Raw genomic sequence first — 17,026 nt, forward strand, 5'->3', positions numbered from 1 at the left:
CAGTGTCAAGTCAAGCGATGCGGGCGCCGTTATGACCTGACAGGTGTTCTGTACACATTAACGACAAGAGAGCCGGCCGTGCTGACTTCCATTCGTACCCGAATTCTGGTGTTTTGCCTGGCGATCGTGATGCTGGCCCTGGTGCTGACCGGCATCGCCACTTATTACGTCACCAGCCAGTACAATACCCAATCCATCACCCATTCCCAGGCAGCGGTGGCCGAAGGCTATGCCACGGCAATCCGTGACTGGAGCCATGCCAAAAAGAACGTGGTCGAAGCCACCGGTCGTCAGGCGCTGACCGATGATGCCCTGTCACGGTTTATCCTGGCCGCGGATGCTGGCGACATGATCACGGTCTATGCCGGTTTTAACGACGATCGCTACATTACCAGCGACGTCGGCTGGGAGGTTCCGCCGACCTACAAGCCGACCCAGCGTCCCTGGTATCAACAGGCCTTTGCGGCCGGACATACCATCGCCACACTGCCCTACCTGGATGCCTCTTCCGGCAAGATGGTGGTCTCCTTTGCCTCGCCCATCGTGCGTGAGGGTCAGGCTGTCGGCGTGATCAGCTCGGATGTGGATATGGACAGCGTCATCGATACCGTCAACGCCGTTGACCCCACGCCGCACAGCTATGCCTTCATGGTCAATTCTGATGGCATCATGATCGCCCATTCCGACAAGTCATTGATCCTGAAGCCGGCCACCGAGCTGGATGCGGGGCTGACCTCGCAGACACTGTCACAGATGACCGGTTCGGACCGGCTGCGTGAGATGACCCTGCGCGGGCAGGATGTGCTGTTGTCGGCAGTGCCGATTGAAGGCACCAGCTGGACGCTGGTGATGGCGCTGGATCGTAATGAGGCCATGGCCGGCATGGTGAGTCTGGTCAAGACCACGGTGGTGGCCCTGATCGTGGTGGGTATTCTTGCCGCCCTGGTGATCTGGGCACTGCTGACGCCGATTTTCCGCCGCATGCATGAAGTGCGCGATGCGATGCAGGATGTGAGCGAAGGCGAGGGCGATCTAAGCCAGCGTCTGCCGCTGTCAGCACGCAATGATGAGGTCAACCAGATTGCAGCCTCGTTTAACCGTTTCGTTGATCGCATTGATCACGTCATGAGCGACGTGCGCGACAGCAGCGAGAACGTGCGCATGGCATCTTCCGAGATCTCGACCGGCAGCATGGATCTGTCACGACGTACCGAGACGACGGCGGCAAGCCTTGAGCAGTCGGCTGCCGCCATGGAGCAGCTGACCAGTACGGTGGCCAACTCTACCGAATCCTCGCGCCACGCCGCCCAGCTGACCGCACAGGCCACAAAGGCGGCCGAGGAAGGCGGGCAGGTGATGACCGAGGTGGTCGGTACCATGAGCGATATCAGCGCCTCGTCCAGCGAGATTGCCAATATCATCGGGGTGATCGATTCGATTGCCTTTCAGACCAACCTGCTGGCGCTCAACGCCTCTGTAGAAGCGGCGCGTGCCGGAGAGCAGGGTCGAGGTTTTGCGGTCGTGGCTGCCGAGGTCCGAACCCTGGCCAACCGCAGCACCCAGGCGGCCCGTGACATCAAGCAGCTCATTGATGCCTCAGTGACTAAAACCGTCAACGGCCAGGCGCTGGTGCAAAAGGCCGGTGAGCGCATGGAAGATATCGTCAGCCAGATCAAGCGGGTCAATGGCCTGATCACCGAGGTCACCACCGCTGCCAATGAACAAAATACCGGGATCTCTCAGGTCAATCAGGCGGTCACCCAGCTGGATCAAATGACCCAGGAAAACGCCGCCCTGGTGGAAGAGTCCGCGGCGGCCTCGGATTCTCTCTCCCAGGAAGCACAGCGACTGTCACAGATCATCGGTGTGTTCCGGCTCAGCAAGCGTACGCCCGCCTGATGCCATCTCCTGAAACGGCCCTGAGGGGCCGTTTTTTTGTCCGTCGAAGTATGCCTGTTGATTCGTACGCCTGTTGATCAAGTCCAGCGCTGTCGTTGCCGTTATTGCCCTTAACTTCCTGCGTGGCGCCAGCCCGCGTTTGCAACCCATGGTAACGCATCATGATGCAGTTCAAGTCCATTCGTACCTTTGTGACCATTACGGCGGGCGCCTGTCTGCTGGCGGTGGTCGTCGTGCTGGTGCTGTACTCGCTGGTCGCCATGACCCGAGCTCAGCAGCAGACGGCCAGTCGCACCGAAGTGCAGCTCAACGAGTCGATTGAAGCGCGCCTGCAGGCGCTGGGTCGAGCGCAGGCCAGTGAGATCAGCGTCCGCCTTGACAAGGCGTTGCAGACCGCCGAGGAGCTGGCGCAGACCAATGCCATGATGGCTCGGGGCAGCGATGGGGCGGCCGAGATTTCCATTGATCGCCGCGATATGTCGCGCATTGTGCGCCAGCGCGTGATCGACAACCCCGAGCTGCTCGATGCCTTTATCGGCTGGGAGCCCAGCGCCTTCGATAACGACGCCGATCATCAGGGCCAGACCGCGCTGGGCTACGGCGAGAATGGTCGCTTCATGCCCTGGTGGTATCGCACCGAGACCGGCAGTGTTGAAGTACTGGGGCTTGGAGACACCATGGAGAGCACGAAGGCCCAGGCCAACGGCGTCCGTGAGGGCGAATACTACCTGTGTCCGCGCGAAACGAAGCGCGCCTGCGTGATCGACCCGGCCCCCTATGATTACAACGGCAACACTATTCTGGTGACCTCGTTCAACGCACCCATTCTGGTCAATGGCACCTTCCGCGGCAGTGCCGGGGTGGATCTGTCGCTGGCCTTCATTCAGGGCATGCTCGTTGAGGCCAATCAGGGCCTCTATAACGGCGCGGGCAGCATCGCACTGGTCTCGACCAATGGCACCATCGTGGGCTATTCGGGCAACGCGCAAAGCCCCGGCAAGCCGGCAGGCCAGTTCTTTAATGCAGACACTGCCCAACAGCTGATCAGTGGCAGCGACCGCTCGATCATGACCACCGCTGGTGATGATCTAAGCCTGCAACTGCCGGTCACCATCGGCGATCAGGCGCGCTGGCAGCTGATGCTGCGGGTGCCCAAAAGCGCGGTCTATGCCGATTTTAAGGCGCTGCAGCAGGAACTTGCCGACCAGCAACGCCAGGCGTTGCTGGCCATGACGCTGGTGGGCATTTTGATCAGCGCGCTGGGCCTTGGGGCGATCTGGATGGTCGGTCGTCGCATTGCCCGTCCGCTGAAGTTTCTGGCCGAGCGCATGCGCCAGATTGCCAACGGGGACGGGGATCTGACCCAGCGCCTGCCGGTGATGGGGCGTGACGAGCCGGCACAGCTGGCAGAGGCCTTCAACAGTTTTGTCGATCGGATGGAAACGGTGCTGATCGATATTCGTGACTCAAGCCATTCGGTACAGCTGGCGGCGGCCGAAATCTCCTCGGGCAGCCATGATCTCTCCCGGCGCACCGAGAATACGGCCGCCAACCTGGAAGAGTCGGCCGCGGCCATGGAGCAGCTGACCAGCACGGTCGAACATTCGGCCACCTCCACGAAGGAGGCCAACGGTCTGGCCCATGAAGCGGCCTCGATGGCCCGCGGCGGCGGTAAGCAGATGAGCAGCGTGGTCGCCACCATGTCGCGCATTCGCGAGACGTCCGGCAAGATCGAATCGATTGTCGATGTCATTGAGGGCATCGCCTTCCAGACCAACCTGCTGGCGCTGAATGCCTCGGTCGAGGCGGCGCGTGCCGGCGAGCACGGCCGCGGCTTTGCAGTGGTGGCGCAGGAAGTGCGCAACCTTGCCAACCGCAGTGCCCAGGCTGCGACCGACATCAAAACGCTGATCACCACCTCAAGCCATGAGACGGTCAGCGGTGCGGAGCTGGTCAATGCTGCCAGCCAGGCGATGGGCGAGATCGTAGAGCGGGTGGGGCGGGTCAGCACGGTGATCGAGGAGCTCAGTCGTGCCACCAGCGAGCAGTCCACCGGCATCGGCCAGGTCAATCAGGCGATCACCCAGCTTGATGACATGACCCAGCAAAATGCCGCGCTGGTCGAGCAGTCAGCTGCCGCTGCCGAGTCGCTCAGCCAGCAGGCGCAGCGGCTGTCCACCACGGTGGGTGCCTTCAGGCTGAGCGGGCACAGCGTGTCCTGATCCGAGCTGCACTGTCCTTTCAGCCCCCGTCACGATGCGACCGTGGCGGGGGCTTTTCATTGTCGGGGCTTTTCATGGCAGTAGCCGTCTGTCGCAGCGCTTAAATTATCTGCCACCCTGGTCGAGTTTGATCAAGATCAATTTTTTCGGGCCGTTATAGCTTTCAGACACGAACGGTGACGCGGTTGTCATCATCTGTCGGACCGACATACCCAAAGGGGTTTTTATCAGCCACTGAGAGCCATGGTGACGCATCATGATGCAGTTCAGATCCATTCGTAATTTTGTCACCGTGACTGCAGGCGCCTGTCTGCTGGCGGTGGTGGTCGTGCTGGTGCTGTATTCGTTGATGACCATGACTCGAACCCAGCAACAAACGGCCAGCCGCACCGAGGCGCAGCTCAGCGAGTCCATTCAGGCGCGTCTACAGGCGCTTGGAGAAGCTCAGGCCAGCGATATCAGTGCCCGCCTTGGCAATGCCCTGAAAACGGCCACGGAACTTGCCAATACCAACGCCATGATGGCGCGCTCAAATACGGGCGAGGCGCTGCTGCCGATCGACCGTCAGGTGATGTCCAATATCGTGCGCCAGCGCGTGATCAACAATCCTGACCTGCTGGATGCCTTCGTGGGCTGGGAGCCCAACGCCTTTGATCGTGACGCCGATTATCAGGGCCAGACCGCACTGGGCTACGGCGAGGATGGCCGCTTCATGCCCTGGTGGTATCGCACCGAAAGCGGCAGCATCGAGGTCCTGGGGCTGGGCAAGGGCATGGAAAGCGACAGGGTAATGGATAGCGGTATCCGCGAGGGTGAATACTATCTGTGCACCCGCGAGACCGGACGTGCCTGTGTCACCGACCCGCATCCTTATGATTACAACGGCAAGACCATTCTGGTCACCTCGTTTAACGTGCCGATCATGGTGAATGGCGCTTTTCGTGGCAGTGCCGGTGTGGATCTGTCGCTGGATTTCATTCAGAGCATCCTTGTTGATGCCAACAAGGGCCTTTATCAGGGCACGGGCAGTATTGCCCTCGTGTCGGATGCCGGCACGATCGTTGGATATTCAGGCGATGCCGCAAGCCCCGGCAAGCCGGCCGGCCAGTTCTTTAATGCAGACACTGCCCAGCAGCTGGTCAGTGGCGGTGACCGCTCGATCATGACCACTGTCGGGGATGACCTGACCCTGCAACTGCCGGTCAATATTGGCGATAACACCCGGTGGCAATTGATGCTGCGAGTACCCAAAAGCGCCGTGTATGCCGACTTCAATGCCTTGCAAAACGAGCTGGCTGCTCAACAGCGCAGCGCACTGGTGACCATGTCGCTGGTCGGTCTTCTGGTCAGTGCGCTGGGGCTGGCAGCGATCTGGATGGTCGGCCGTCGCATTGCCCGTCCGTTGAAGACCATGGCCGAGCGCATGCGCCAGATTGCCAACGGGGACGGGGATCTGACCCAGCGTCTGCCGGTGATGGGACGCGATGAGCCGGCGCAGCTGGCCGAAGCCTTCAACAGCTTTGTCGATCGCATGGAAACCGTTTTGATCGACATTCGTGACTCGAGCCACTCGGTACAGCTCGCGGCGGCCGAAATCTCCGCCGGCGGCCATGACCTGTCCCGACGTACCGAAACCACGGCCGCCAACCTGGAAGAGTCCGCAGCCGCGATGGAAGAGCTGACCAGTACCGTGGAGTACTCGGCCACGTCAACGAAAGAAGCCAACGGTCTGGCCCATGAAGCGGCCACCATGGCCCGCAGCGGTGGTGATCAGATGCAGCGTGTGGTCGCGACCATGGCCCGCATCCGGGAGACGTCCGGAAAAATCGAATCGATTGTCGATGTGATCGACGGGATCGCGTTTCAGACCAACCTGCTGGCGCTGAATGCTTCGGTTGAGGCCGCGAGGGCTGGTGAACAGGGCCGTGGTTTTGCGGTGGTGGCACAGGAGGTCAGAAATCTGGCCAACCGCAGTGCTCAGGCCGCCACGGACATCAAGTCGCTGATCACCACCTCCAGCAGCGAAACCACCAGCGGCGCCGAGCTTGTCAGCACCACCAGCCATGCGATGGGTGAGATTGTCGAGCGGGTCGGTCGGGTCAGCACGGTCATCGAGGAGCTCAGCCGTGCCACCAACGAGCAGTCCACCGGCATCGGTCAGGTCAATCAGGCGATTACCCAGCTTGATGACATGACCCAGCAAAACGCTGCGCTGGTCGAGGAGTCAGCCGCGGCGGCCGAATCGCTCAGCCAGCAGGCCCAGCGCCTGGCCACCACGGTCGGTGCCTTCCGGCTGAGTCATTGACCCTGGGATGTCATTCGATCAGAAGGCCACACTTGTGTGTGGCCTTTTTTATTGAGGGCGAGGCACTTTTTGTTGAGGGCGAGGCACTTTTTGTTGAGGGCGAGGCACTGGGCTTGAGGAAGGCGCGTACGTGCAGTGACGCCCGCGGGCGCAATGTCTAGAATAGGCCCACTTACCCATTGCAAATGCGACCCATTGTCAGGGAGTTTTCCAACGTGTCCAGCAAGTTTGCTACCACCGAAGTCCTGAGCGTTCATCACTGGAACGATTCGCTGTTCAGCTTTCGTACCACTCGAGAGGACAGCCTGCGCTTTAAAAACGGCCAGTTCGTGATGATCGGGCTTGAGGCCGACGGCAAGCCGCTGACGCGTGCCTATTCGATCGCCAGCCCCAACTGGGAAGAGCATCTGGAGTTTTTCTCGATCAAGGTGCAGGACGGCCCGCTGACCTCAAGACTTCAGCACCTCAAGGTTGGCGATTCGCTGCTGGTCAGCCGCAAGCCGACCGGTACGCTGGTGCTTGATGATCTCAAGGAAGGGCGTCATCTCTACATGCTCTCCACCGGCACGGGCCTTGCGCCGTTTTTGAGCCTGATTCAGGACCCGGAAGTCTACGAGCGCTTTGACAAGGTCATTTTGATCCATGGCGTGCGCACCGTCAGTGAACTGGCCTATCAGGAGTTCATCACCCGTGATCTGCCCAACCACGAGCTGCTGGGCGAGGAGATCAGCGAGAAACTGATCTACTACCCGACCGTGACGCGTGAGGAGTTCCATACCATGGGGCGTCTGACCGATCACATCCGCTCCGGCAGGCTGGCCGCCGATATCGGTCTGCCGCAAATGACCCCCGAACATGACCGCGCCATGATCTGTGGCAGCCCGGCCATGCTCGAGGAGAGCAGTCAGGTGCTCAATGAGCTGGGCTTTACCATCTCACCGCGCATGGGCGAGCCGGGCGACTACGTGATCGAACGCGCTTTCGTCGAGAAATGAAACCGGGGTCGAGAAATAGAGCCTGGGTCGATAATCAGAACCGTGGGCAAGCATTAGAACCAAGGCCGAGAAAGCGTGCCGGCATTAATAAGTCGTATCGGTTCATGAACCACAAGGCGTCGGGCTTCGGGTCCGGCGTTTTTTTGTGTCCTGAAAACCGACAGGACGCGTCTTTTGGTGTATTCGATAAAAACGAATGAAAAGCGGCAATTATTGCGCTTCACCTTCAATTAAATGGGCGTGTAAAGTGGCGCTATTCCGTCCTCCTGCCCCACTTTCAAGGATAAAAGCATGTCGAAAGCACTGATTCTAAAATCCAGCATTCTTGGCGAGCACTCCCAGTCCAGCCAGCTGGCTGACTATCTGGGCGATCGGTTTGAAAGTCGTCACGGGGCCGGCAGCATCACGGTCCGCGATCTGGCCAACACGCCTGTCGAGGTGCTGGACGCCGAACTGATGGCCGCCCTGCGCGGCAGCGTGGCCGAACCGACACCGGCCCAGCAGGAAGCTCTGGCGCTTTCGGACACGCTGGTCGATGAGCTCAAAAGCCACGACACCATCGTCGTGACGGCCCCGATGTATAACTTCAACATCCCGACTCAGCTCAAGACCTGGTGTGATTTCGTGGCACGTGCCGGTGTCACGTTCCGCTATACCGAGCAGGGGCCTGAAGGGTTCATCACCGGCAAGCGCGTGATCGTGCTGACCACGCGTGGCGGCCTGCACCGCGATACCGATCATGATCTGGTCACGCCCTACCTGCGTACCTTCCTGGGCTTTCTGGGCATGACCGATATCGAGTTCGTCTATGCCGAGGGGCTGGGAATGGGCGAAGAAGCGGTCAGCACCGCTCAGGCGTCTGCCCGCGCCGAGATCGACGCGCTGTCGCTGTAAACGCGCTCCCGGACACAAAAAAACCCGCCGATCGGCGGGTTTTTTGATATCCATAGCACTTTGATATCCGTAGTGTTCCGGGGCGCTGGTTCAGACCGCGTCCTGGCCGGTTTCGCCGGTACGGATACGGATGACCTGCTCGAGCGGGGCCACAAAGATCTTGCCGTCACCGATCTTGCCGGTGTTGGCCACCGAGGTAATGGCTTCGATGATCTGATCGACCATGGCATCGTCCACGGCCACCTCGATCTTGACCTTGGGCAGGAAGTCGACCACGTACTCGGCGCCGCGATAAAGCTCGGTGTGGCCTTTCTGACGACCGAAGCCCTTGACCTCTGTCACGGTTATCCCCTGAACGCCAACCTCGGAGAGTGACTCGCGTACGTCATCGAGCTTGAAGGGTTTGATGATGGCAGATACCAGTTTCATCTTTCGTGTCCTCACCTGATCGTCATGGAGTGGGTAGGGCCGCTGCCCTGTGATTCAAGCATACAGTGCCGCTTACCGGTTGAAAAAACATGATTGCCGCCAAAGGTCGGGCGTCGTGTCATGCCGGCATGAATGCTGCGGTCATACATCATGGCCTGGTGCATGAAAAGGGCACCCTTGCCGGGTGCCCGAAACAGTGCGGATCGGACAGGCAATTGCCTAGCGCTTGCCGCCGGTGAACTCAGGATAGGCTTCCAGTCCGCATTCAGCGACATCCACGCCTTCATACTCTTCTTCTGCACTGACGCGTACCCCCATGATGGCCTTGATCGCCAGCCATACGACAAGGCTTGCCACGAACGTCCAGATGAAGATGGTCGCCATGCCCAGAAGCTGAGCGCCAAAGCCTGCATCCCCATCGGTCAGCGGGACGGCCAGAAGGCCCCAGATGCCGACAACGCCATGCACTGAAATGGCGCCGACCGGATCGTCGATGCGCAGCTTGTCCAGCGCCACGATGGCAAACACGACCAGCACACCGCCCACGGCACCCACGAGGGTGGCGGCCAGAATGCTCGGTGCCGAAGGGCCGGCCGTGATGGCGACAAGACCTGCCAGCGCGCCGTTGAGGCCCATGGTGAGATCGGCCTTGCGAAACCACAGTCGCGCCAGAATCAGGGCAGCGATCACGCCACCGCAGGCGGCGGCATTGGTGTTGGCAAACACCTGAGCCACGGCATTGGCACTGCTGATGTCGGAGAGCTTGAGCTCCGAGCCACCGTTAAAGCCCAGCCAGCCCAGCCACAGGATAAAGGTGCCCAGCGTGGCCATCGGCATATTGGCGCCGGGGATGGCATTGATGGCGCCATTCTTGCCGTACTTGCCCTGACGCGGGCCCAGTACCAGCACGCCAGCCAGTGCCGCGGCCGCACCGCACAGGTGCACGATGCCGGAACCGGCGTAATCGCTGAAGCCTGCCGCATCCAGAAAACCACCGCCCCAGGACCAGTAGGCCTGAATCGGATAGATCAGACCGGTCATGAACACGGCAAACAAAAGAAAGGACCAGAGCTTCATGCGCTCGGCCACGGCGCCGGAAACGATCGACATGGCCGTGGCCACGAACACGACCTGAAAGAAGAAGTCCGAGCGGGCGGCGTAATAGGTATCGCCACCGCTTGAAAGCACGTCATCCATGCTGTGCTCGGCGCCGATCAGAAAGCCGAAGTCGGGCAGAACGCTGCCGCCATCGCCCAGATAAACAATGTGATAGCCGACCAGCATGTACATGGTGCAGGCAATGGCAAACAGCGCCATGTTCTTGGTCAGGATCTCGGTGGTGTTCTTGGCCCGTACCAGGCCCGCTTCCAGCATCGAGAAGCCGGCGGCCATCCAGAGCACCAGCGCCCCGCAGATCAGAAAATAAAAGGTATCAAGTGCGTACTGCACTTCTACAAGTTCGTTCATGTGATTATATCCTTGCAGCCGGAGTCTGGACGGCGTCAGTGCCACGTTCGCCGGTACGAATGCAGATGACATCTGTCGATGTCACGAAAGGCTTCTCACTCATCCTCCGATGGCCGTTGCCCGAGGCGCTGTGAACGGCCGGGAGGGCGCGCACGTTGCAAGGCACAAAAGATGCGTTGCAGGGCACCAGGGACTGGGTCATGGTCGTGATGAGTGTCATGTGTTATCTCCCCTGATCAGGCTGACCGACGCCCTGCCATTACATGGCAGGCAATGTGCCATCACGGCGCGAGTGCTTTAAAAACAATCGTTTATTGAAGAATGAACAGCTCGTAAAATCATGTAAGCACCATAACTGCGCATCAATGGCCTTCATATGCACTAAAATGACCTGATGAGTACGCGGTAATGCGCGCTTTTGGTGCGTTGCGGTTTTTAGGCGTTCCGGCGTCATGTTGCGTATCCTGTAGGCAGGTATTGTTGGCAGGCATCCTGGGTGTGATGCGGCCGACCCTCTCTTTCAGGGAATACAGACAACATCAGAGGAAGGGCAGACATGGCAAAGCACGATATTTTTGGACGACTGGCGCAGCAGGTCGGCGAGCGTCTGCAGGACGTCTCCCGCGGGCCCGAGGAAATCCAGCGTACGGTACAAAGCGCCATGCGCAGCGCCTTTGATCGCATGGAGCTGGTCTCGCGCGAAGATTTCGACGTCATGATGGAGGTGCTTCAGCGCACCCGTTCGCGCGTGGAAGCGCTGGAAAAGCAGGTCACCCGTCTGGAAGCCGCCCTCGATGAGCGTGACGGCAAGTCGGCCACCGACGTCGCACCTTCTGCCATGAGTGCCGCTGCCACTCCGGGTGGTGCCAGCACGACCGCCGAGGCCGAGCGTCTGGCCGGTGAGCATGATGCCCCGGCCGCCGCCGTCGGCACCGGCAGCCATGCCACCGATCGCGCAGGCAGTGCCTCGGACGCCGCCAAACCCGCCAGCGCCGCGGCCTCAAAGGCGGCCGGCAAGACGACTCGCGGCAGCGGCAAGCGGGCCTCCGGTTCTGATGACCAAAGCGGGCAGGGCACCGCGGACTGACCCCGCCTGACCCTTCTCGCACTGACAGCACCGCCTTTTGGCGGTGCTGTTGTTTTGGGTAATGCTGTTGTTCTGGCAATGCTGTTGTTTTGATAATGCTTTTTTGTCGAATCGCGCATGAGCAGACGGCTGCGCCGTATTGACACGAAAGCTCGACGTTTCGCCTGCAAATGAAGTAAAACCCTCCCCCTGCGATTTACCTTAAGGCCCGAGACAGCGTGTCGGGCATTGTCATGGTGCGTGCCAGCGGTTGCTATGGTTGCCCCGAGGCTGCCCGACCAGCAGGGCGCGTACGCATCAGGAGTGGTTTACATGTCTCATGCCAACGGGCAGACGCTGCCCGAACTGACCCTGCGCGGCATCGTGCTGGGTGCCCTGATTACCGTGGTGTTTACCGCCTCCAACGTCTATCTCGGTCTCAAGGTCGGGCTGACCTTTGCCTCTTCGATTCCGGCAGCGGTGATCTCCATGGCGGTGCTGCGCTACTGTCGCAACGCCAATATTCTTGAAAACAACATGGTACAGACCCAGGCCTCGGCCGCCGGGACGCTGTCGGCGATCATTTTTGTACTGCCCGGGCTTTTAATGATCGGTTTCTGGGCGGGCTTTCCGTTCTGGCAGGCCTTTTCGATCTGCGCCATCGGCGGCATTCTGGGCGTGCTCTATACCATTCCGCTGCGTCGGGTCATGGTGGTGCAGAGCTCGCTGCCCTATCCGGAAGGGGTGGCCGCTGCCGAGATTCTCAAGGTGGGCAAGAGGACAACCGGAGGCGACGGTACCCAGCGCCAGAGCACCGGCGCCGGAGACATTGCCCTGGGGGGCGTGGTGGCCGCGCTCTTTACGCTGCTGGCCAGCGGCTTTCGGGTGCTCGCCGACGGCATCAGCCTGTGGTTCAGCGCTGGACGCGCCGCCTTTCAGCTCTCAACCGGTTTTTCGCTGGCATTGGTCGGGGCGGGCTATCTGGTCGGAATCGTCGGCGGCATGGCGCTTTTGATCGGGCTGCTGATCGCCTGGGGGGTGGCGGTGCCCTGGCTGACGCTGACCCACGCTCAGGGCCCCGGGCAGTCGCTGAGTGAACTGGGCATGTCACTGTGGTCCAGCGACGTGCGCTTCATGGGTGCCGGCACGATCGCGATTGCCGCGCTCTGGACGCTGGGCACGCTGTCGAAATCGCTGGTTCAGGGGATGCGCCACGCACTGGCCGGCTCTGCCAGAGCGGACAACAGTGTCATCGAGCGTACCGACCGTGATCTGCCGGGGGCGTGGATTCTGGGGCTTGCCGGCGTATTGCTGATTGCGCTGGTGGCCGTCTTTGCCGTCTTCATTCAGTCCAATGCGCCGGAGCTGTCATCGCTGGCCTTCTGGTCGCTGGTGATCGGCTGCGTGCTTTTTGCCTTTGTCTTCGGTTTTCTGATCGCCGCAGCCTGCGGCTACATGGCGGGGCTGGTCGGCTCTTCCAGCAGTCCCATCTCCGGTATCGGCATCATTGCGGTCATCCTGGTCTCGCTTCTGATTCTCGCGCTGTCCGGCATCAGCACCGACATCGCCGGTGCCGCCGGCGGTCAGCTGGCGGTGGGGCTGGCGCTCTTTACCACTTCGGTGATTCTGGCCATCGCTGCGATCTCCAACGATAACCTGCAGGATCTCAAGACCGGCTACCTGGTCGGCGCCACGCCCTGGCGTCAGCAGCTGGTGCTGATCATCGGCTGTGTGGTGGGGGCACTGATCATCCCGCCGGTACTGACGCTGTTATACAACGCCTATGGCTTTACCGGGGCCCTGCCGCGCGAGGGCATGGACCCCGCCCAGGCGCTGGCCGCCCCGCAGGCCACGCTGATGTCGCAGATTGCCAGCGGCATCTTCAACCATGATCTTAATACCCACATGCTGCTGATCGGCGTGGCGCTGGGCGCGGTACTGATCGGCATTGATGAGTTGCTGCGCCGCCGCGATGGCGTGGCAAGGCTGCCGGTACTGGCAGTGGGGCTGGGCATCTACCTGCCACCGAGTGTGAACATGCCGCTGGTGATCGGCGCGCTTTTGTCCTGGTGCGTGGCCCGTCGTCTGGCACGGACCGATGATTCCCGGCGCGAACACTCGCAGCAGCGCGGTGTACTGCTCGCCTCGGGGCTGATCGTGGGTGAAAGTCTGATGGGCGTATTGATGGCCGGTGTGATCGGCTTTACCGGCAGTAACGCGCCGCTGGCGCTGGTGGGCAGCGATTTTGCCCCGACCGCCCATTGGCTGGGCCTCGGGGTGTTTGTCGCCGTGTGTCTGGCCTTTTATCAGCGCATTACGGCAGCGCGCGCATAAAGGCTGTGCCGTTGAGGACCGTGCCCCGCCATTGAGCGGGGCGCGGTCGTTTTGAGCACTGTGTCAGACACGGCGGCTTATCGCAGCCTTATCGATTCAGGACAGGGCCATGAGACTTCCGGATCATGCCCGGGTCGTTCGTCCGCTATCCTTTGTGAACCCTGTTTGATCAAACGCCCCTGATCCAACGTATTCGACCCAAAACGTCATCGACCAAAAGAGTTCCGAGCCATGTTCCATCTGGTTGCTGCCCTGCCCTGGGGCATTGTCGTGCTTCGTTATTTATTGCCGCTGACGGCGCCGCTCTGGATCAAGCTTGCCCTGGCGCTGGTGCTGCTGATCGTGGCCGAACAGCATCTGATCAGCCGCTGGATTACCGGGTCAATCTTTTCCCCTGAAACACCACGCCCGCTGTCGATGACCCTGAATGCCCTGTTTGGCGCGCTGATTCTGCTGGCGGTCTTTCAGCTGCTGATGGATTTGGTCATGCTCATCACCATGCTGGTTAAGCAGCAGCGTATGGCCGCGCCCCCCATGGCACGTTATCTGATCGGCCTGCTGGCGCTGGGTCTGGGGATCTGGGGCGTTCAACAGGCTGCCCGCGTGCCGCCGGTCAAGGATATCGAGGTGGCGATCCCGGGCCTTGCCCCGGCGTTTGAGGGCTATCAAATCGTGCAGCTCACCGATCTTCACATCAGTGGACTTTTTCCAGAGACCTGGGCCCGCGCCGTGGTCGAACGCACCAATGCGCTGAACGTCGATGCCATCCTGATCACGGGAGATCTGATGGACGGCACGCTTGAAAATCGCCGTGACGATGTCGCACCGCTGGCCGGGCTTCATGCTGTCGATGGCGTGTTCGTGATCCCCGGTAACCACGAATACTATTTCGGCTACGAGCCGTGGATGCAGCACTACGTCTCACTGGGTATGCAACGGCTGTCCAATTCGCATGCCTTTATCGAGCGTGACGGTGCGCGCCTGGCCATCGCCGGCGTTACGGACCCGGCTGGCCCGAGCCGCGGCCTGCCGGGCCCGGATGTGGCGGCAGCCGTTGAGGGCATTCCCGCCGAGGTGCCGATCATCCTGCTCGATCATCAGCCCAAAAATGCCCGGGGCGCGGCGCGTGAAGGCGTGGCCCTGCAGCTTTCGGGACACACCCATGGCGGCATGATCATCGGCATGGACCGGATCGTGGCACGTGCCAACAACGGGTTCGTATCGGGACGCTATAACGTGGACGGCATGACGCTTTACGTCAGCAATGGCACGGCACTGTGGATGGGCTTTGCCCTGCGTCTGGGCAAGCCTTCGGAGCTGACCCGCATCACCCTGCGCCGTGAGTGAGGGCTCGCTCTTCCTCGTCAGGGGCGGTGGCGGGCACGCCTGGGTGATCGGTGCGGTTCAGCCACTGGTAATAGGGCCGCATCGGTTTCACAATGATGTTCTGATGTAGCGCCGAAACCCGCATGACAGGCACGCCTGCCATGCTCCCTGAGGTTCCCGCCGTTGCCCGATGGGTCGATGACTGACCCGCCACATGCGGATGCCGACCTGCCGGAACCCTGCTGATGGACCAGGCCCGCGAGGCGATTGATAGCCGCCTCAATGCGGCGATGTTGTGGAGACTTCAATGACGACCTATCGCCAGACCCTTGATCACCCCATCCTTGAGAGACAGCCTGCCGATACCGCCGAGCGCGAACAGTTCATTGCCCGGCTCGAGGCGATTGCGGGTCGGGCCTTTGTGCTCAGCGATGAGGTCATTACCCGGCGCTATCGCACCGGTTTTCGCTTTGGCACCGGTCGCGCGCTGGCCGTCGTGCGACCGGGCAGCCTTATGGAACAGTGGCAGGTGCTGAAGGCCTGTATGGCAACCGATCGCATCGTGATCACTCAGGCCGCCAATACCGGCCTGACCGGCGGCTCCACACCGGATGGCGACGACTACGACCGCGAGATCGTGATTGTCAGCACGCTGCGGATGAACATCATCCAGCCCATCGATGACGGCCGTCAGGTGATCTGCCTGCCCGGCGCCACGCTGGATCAGCTCGAAAAGACGCTGGCCCCCATGGGGCGCGAGCCACACTCGGTGATCGGCTCTTCATGTATCGGTGCCTCGGTGTTTGGCGGCGTGTGCAACAACTCCGGCGGCTCGCTGATCAAGCGGGGACCTGCCTATACCGAAATGGCGCTCTATGCGCGCATGAGCGAGGCGGGCGAGCTCGAACTGGTCAACCATCTGGGCGTGCGGCTCGGCGACGATCCGGACACCATCCTTGAGCGTCTGCAGCGTGGGGATTACCGCGAATCCGACATCGACAAGAGCGATGCCGCGGCATCTGATCCGGACTATCACCACCACGTTCGTGACATCGAGGCCGATACCCCGGCACGCTTCAATGCCGATCCGCGTCGGCTGCATGAGGCGGCCGGTTCGGCCGGTCGGCTGATGGTGTTTGCCTTGCGCCTGGACACCTTCGAGCAGGAGAAAAACCCGAAGGTGTTCTACATCGGTACCAACACGCCCGCAGAGCTGACCGAACTGCGTCGGCAGATATTGTCTGATTTCGAGACGCTGCCGATTGCCGGGGAGTACATGCATCGCGACGCCTATGACATCGCCAAACAGTATGGCAAGGACACCTTCCTCACCATTGAAAAGCTGGGTACCCATCGACTACCGGCGCTGTGGGATCGCAAGAACCGTATCGATGACGTCTGCAATCGGCTGCGCTTTCTGCCGGACTATGTCACCGACCGCGTATTGCAAACGCTTGGCCGGCTTTTCCCCGATCATCTGCCAAAGCGCATGAACGACTATCGCGACCGCTTCGAGCATCACCTGCTGCTCAAGGTCGGCGAGGAGAACGTCGCGCGTACCCGCGCTTTGCTCGATGCGCACTTCGCCATGCGCGAGGGCGAATATTTCGAGTGCAGTGATGACGAAGGCAAAAAGGCCTTCCTGCATCGATTTGCTGCTGCCGGCGCCGCCGGGCGCTATCGCATCATTCATGGGGATGAAGTCGAGGACATCGTAGCGCTTGATGTGGCGTTAAAGCGCAACGAGCGCGACTGGCTGGAGGTCCTGCCTGATGACGTCAATGCCCGGATGATCCACAAGCTCTATTACGGCCACTTCTTCTGTCACGTGATGCACCAGGACTACATCGTCAAAAAGGGCACCGACTGTCTGGCGCTTGAGCACCGCATGTGGGCACTGCTGGATGCGCGCGGCGCCGAATACCCGGCCGAACACAATGTGGGCCATCTCTATCACGCCAAACCGGCTCTGCGGGCGTTCTACAAGCAGCTTGATCCGTGCAACTGCTTCAACCTAGGCATCGGCCAGACCAGCAAGCAGCGCCACTGGGGCGAGCATAAGGGGACAGAGACCACCTCGACGTCCTGA

12 protein-coding genes are annotated in these 17,026 nt (G+C 60.8%); 9 read left to right on the plus strand and 3 right to left on the minus strand.

Annotation, left to right across the window (positions count from 1 at the left end; genetic code table 11):
- Positions 1-78: 78 nt before the first annotated feature.
- The 5 genes from KSP9073_RS03255 to KSP9073_RS03275 all read left to right on the plus strand — a co-directional run bounded on the left by KSP9073_RS03255 (position 79) and on the right by KSP9073_RS03275 (position 8,315).
- Positions 79-1,899: a methyl-accepting chemotaxis protein gene (locus KSP9073_RS03255; RefSeq protein ID WP_207771395.1), complete on the plus strand. Its 1,821-nt coding sequence runs from the start codon at positions 79-81 to the stop codon at positions 1,897-1,899.
- 161 nt (positions 1,900-2,060) lie between these two features.
- Entirely contained in the window at positions 2,061-4,121 is a 2,061-nt protein-coding gene (locus KSP9073_RS03260) for a methyl-accepting chemotaxis protein (RefSeq protein ID WP_243409095.1), read from the plus strand.
- A 256-nt stretch (positions 4,122-4,377) separates the two neighbouring features.
- Positions 4,378-6,426 (plus strand): methyl-accepting chemotaxis protein, encoded by a 2,049-nt coding sequence (locus KSP9073_RS03265; protein WP_243409096.1) that lies wholly within the window; start codon positions 4,378-4,380, stop codon positions 6,424-6,426.
- Positions 6,427-6,611: 185 nt separating this feature from the next.
- Complete coding sequence (locus KSP9073_RS03270) at positions 6,612-7,421, plus strand: ferredoxin--NADP reductase (protein ID WP_108841497.1); 810 nt, start codon at positions 6,612-6,614, stop codon at positions 7,419-7,421.
- Between the two features lie 291 nt (positions 7,422-7,712).
- A complete protein-coding gene (locus KSP9073_RS03275) occupies positions 7,713-8,315 on the plus strand; it encodes an FMN-dependent NADH-azoreductase (RefSeq protein ID WP_108841498.1) in 603 nt (200 codons plus the stop codon).
- A gap of 90 nt (positions 8,316-8,405) precedes the next feature.
- Here KSP9073_RS03275 and glnK read toward each other — a convergent pair whose 3' ends face one another.
- From glnK to KSP9073_RS17460, 3 genes are all read right to left on the minus strand, one after another.
- The gene (gene glnK / locus KSP9073_RS03280) at positions 8,406-8,744 is read right to left on the minus strand and encodes a P-II family nitrogen regulator (protein WP_086621444.1); all 339 of its coding nucleotides are present in this window, start codon (positions 8,742-8,744) and stop codon (positions 8,406-8,408) included.
- A 219-nt stretch (positions 8,745-8,963) separates the two neighbouring features.
- Positions 8,964-10,211 (minus strand): ammonium transporter, encoded by a 1,248-nt coding sequence (locus KSP9073_RS03285; protein WP_108841499.1) that lies wholly within the window; start codon positions 10,209-10,211, stop codon positions 8,964-8,966.
- Positions 10,212-10,470: 259 nt separating this feature from the next.
- Entirely contained in the window at positions 10,471-10,665 is a 195-nt protein-coding gene (locus tag KSP9073_RS17460) for a hypothetical protein (RefSeq protein ID WP_133240973.1), read from the minus strand.
- A 102-nt stretch (positions 10,666-10,767) separates the two neighbouring features.
- Between KSP9073_RS17460 and KSP9073_RS17940 the strand changes: the two genes are divergently transcribed.
- From KSP9073_RS17940 to dld, 4 genes are all read left to right on the plus strand, one after another.
- Entirely contained in the window at positions 10,768-11,298 is a 531-nt protein-coding gene (locus tag KSP9073_RS17940) for an accessory factor UbiK family protein (RefSeq protein ID WP_439330928.1), read from the plus strand.
- 312 nt (positions 11,299-11,610) lie between these two features.
- Positions 11,611-13,611: an OPT family oligopeptide transporter gene (locus tag KSP9073_RS03295; protein ID WP_108841500.1), complete on the plus strand. Its 2,001-nt coding sequence runs from the start codon at positions 11,611-11,613 to the stop codon at positions 13,609-13,611.
- A gap of 231 nt (positions 13,612-13,842) precedes the next feature.
- Complete coding sequence (locus KSP9073_RS03300) at positions 13,843-14,958, plus strand: metallophosphoesterase (protein ID WP_108841501.1); 1,116 nt, start codon at positions 13,843-13,845, stop codon at positions 14,956-14,958.
- Between the two features lie 286 nt (positions 14,959-15,244).
- Positions 15,245-17,026 carry a D-lactate dehydrogenase gene (gene dld, locus KSP9073_RS03305; RefSeq protein ID WP_108841502.1) on the plus strand — a complete coding sequence of 594 codons (1,782 nt, stop codon included), beginning with the start codon at positions 15,245-15,247 and terminating at the stop codon, positions 17,024-17,026.

The organism is Kushneria phyllosphaerae (assembly GCF_900312995.1).
Taxonomy (GTDB): Bacteria; Pseudomonadota; Gammaproteobacteria; order Pseudomonadales; family Halomonadaceae; genus Kushneria; species Kushneria phyllosphaerae.

Excerpts from the sequence above, each read along its gene's own strand:
- KSP9073_RS03260 (WP_243409095.1), top strand. The coding sequence starts at position 2,061 with ATGATGCAGTTCAAGTCCATTCGTACCTTTGTGACCATTACGGCGGGC.
- KSP9073_RS03265 (WP_243409096.1), top strand. The coding sequence starts at position 4,378 with ATGATGCAGTTCAGATCCATTCGTAATTTTGTCACCGTGACTGCAGGC.
- KSP9073_RS03270 (WP_108841497.1), top strand. The coding sequence starts at position 6,612 with ATGCGACCCATTGTCAGGGAGTTTTCCAACGTGTCCAGCAAGTTTGCT.
- KSP9073_RS03275 (WP_108841498.1), top strand. The coding sequence starts at position 7,713 with ATGTCGAAAGCACTGATTCTAAAATCCAGCATTCTTGGCGAGCACTCC.
- glnK (WP_086621444.1), bottom strand. The coding sequence starts at position 8,744 with ATGAAACTGGTATCTGCCATCATCAAACCCTTCAAGCTCGATGACGTA.
- KSP9073_RS03285 (WP_108841499.1), bottom strand. The coding sequence starts at position 10,211 with ATGAACGAACTTGTAGAAGTGCAGTACGCACTTGATACCTTTTATTTT.
- KSP9073_RS17460 (WP_133240973.1), bottom strand. The coding sequence starts at position 10,665 with ATGACGCCGGAACGCCTAAAAACCGCAACGCACCAAAAGCGCGCATTA.
- KSP9073_RS17940 (WP_439330928.1), top strand. The coding sequence starts at position 10,768 with ATGGCAAAGCACGATATTTTTGGACGACTGGCGCAGCAGGTCGGCGAG.
- KSP9073_RS03295 (WP_108841500.1), top strand. The coding sequence starts at position 11,611 with ATGTCTCATGCCAACGGGCAGACGCTGCCCGAACTGACCCTGCGCGGC.
- KSP9073_RS03300 (WP_108841501.1), top strand. The coding sequence starts at position 13,843 with ATGTTCCATCTGGTTGCTGCCCTGCCCTGGGGCATTGTCGTGCTTCGT.
- dld (WP_108841502.1), top strand. The coding sequence starts at position 15,245 with ATGACGACCTATCGCCAGACCCTTGATCACCCCATCCTTGAGAGACAG.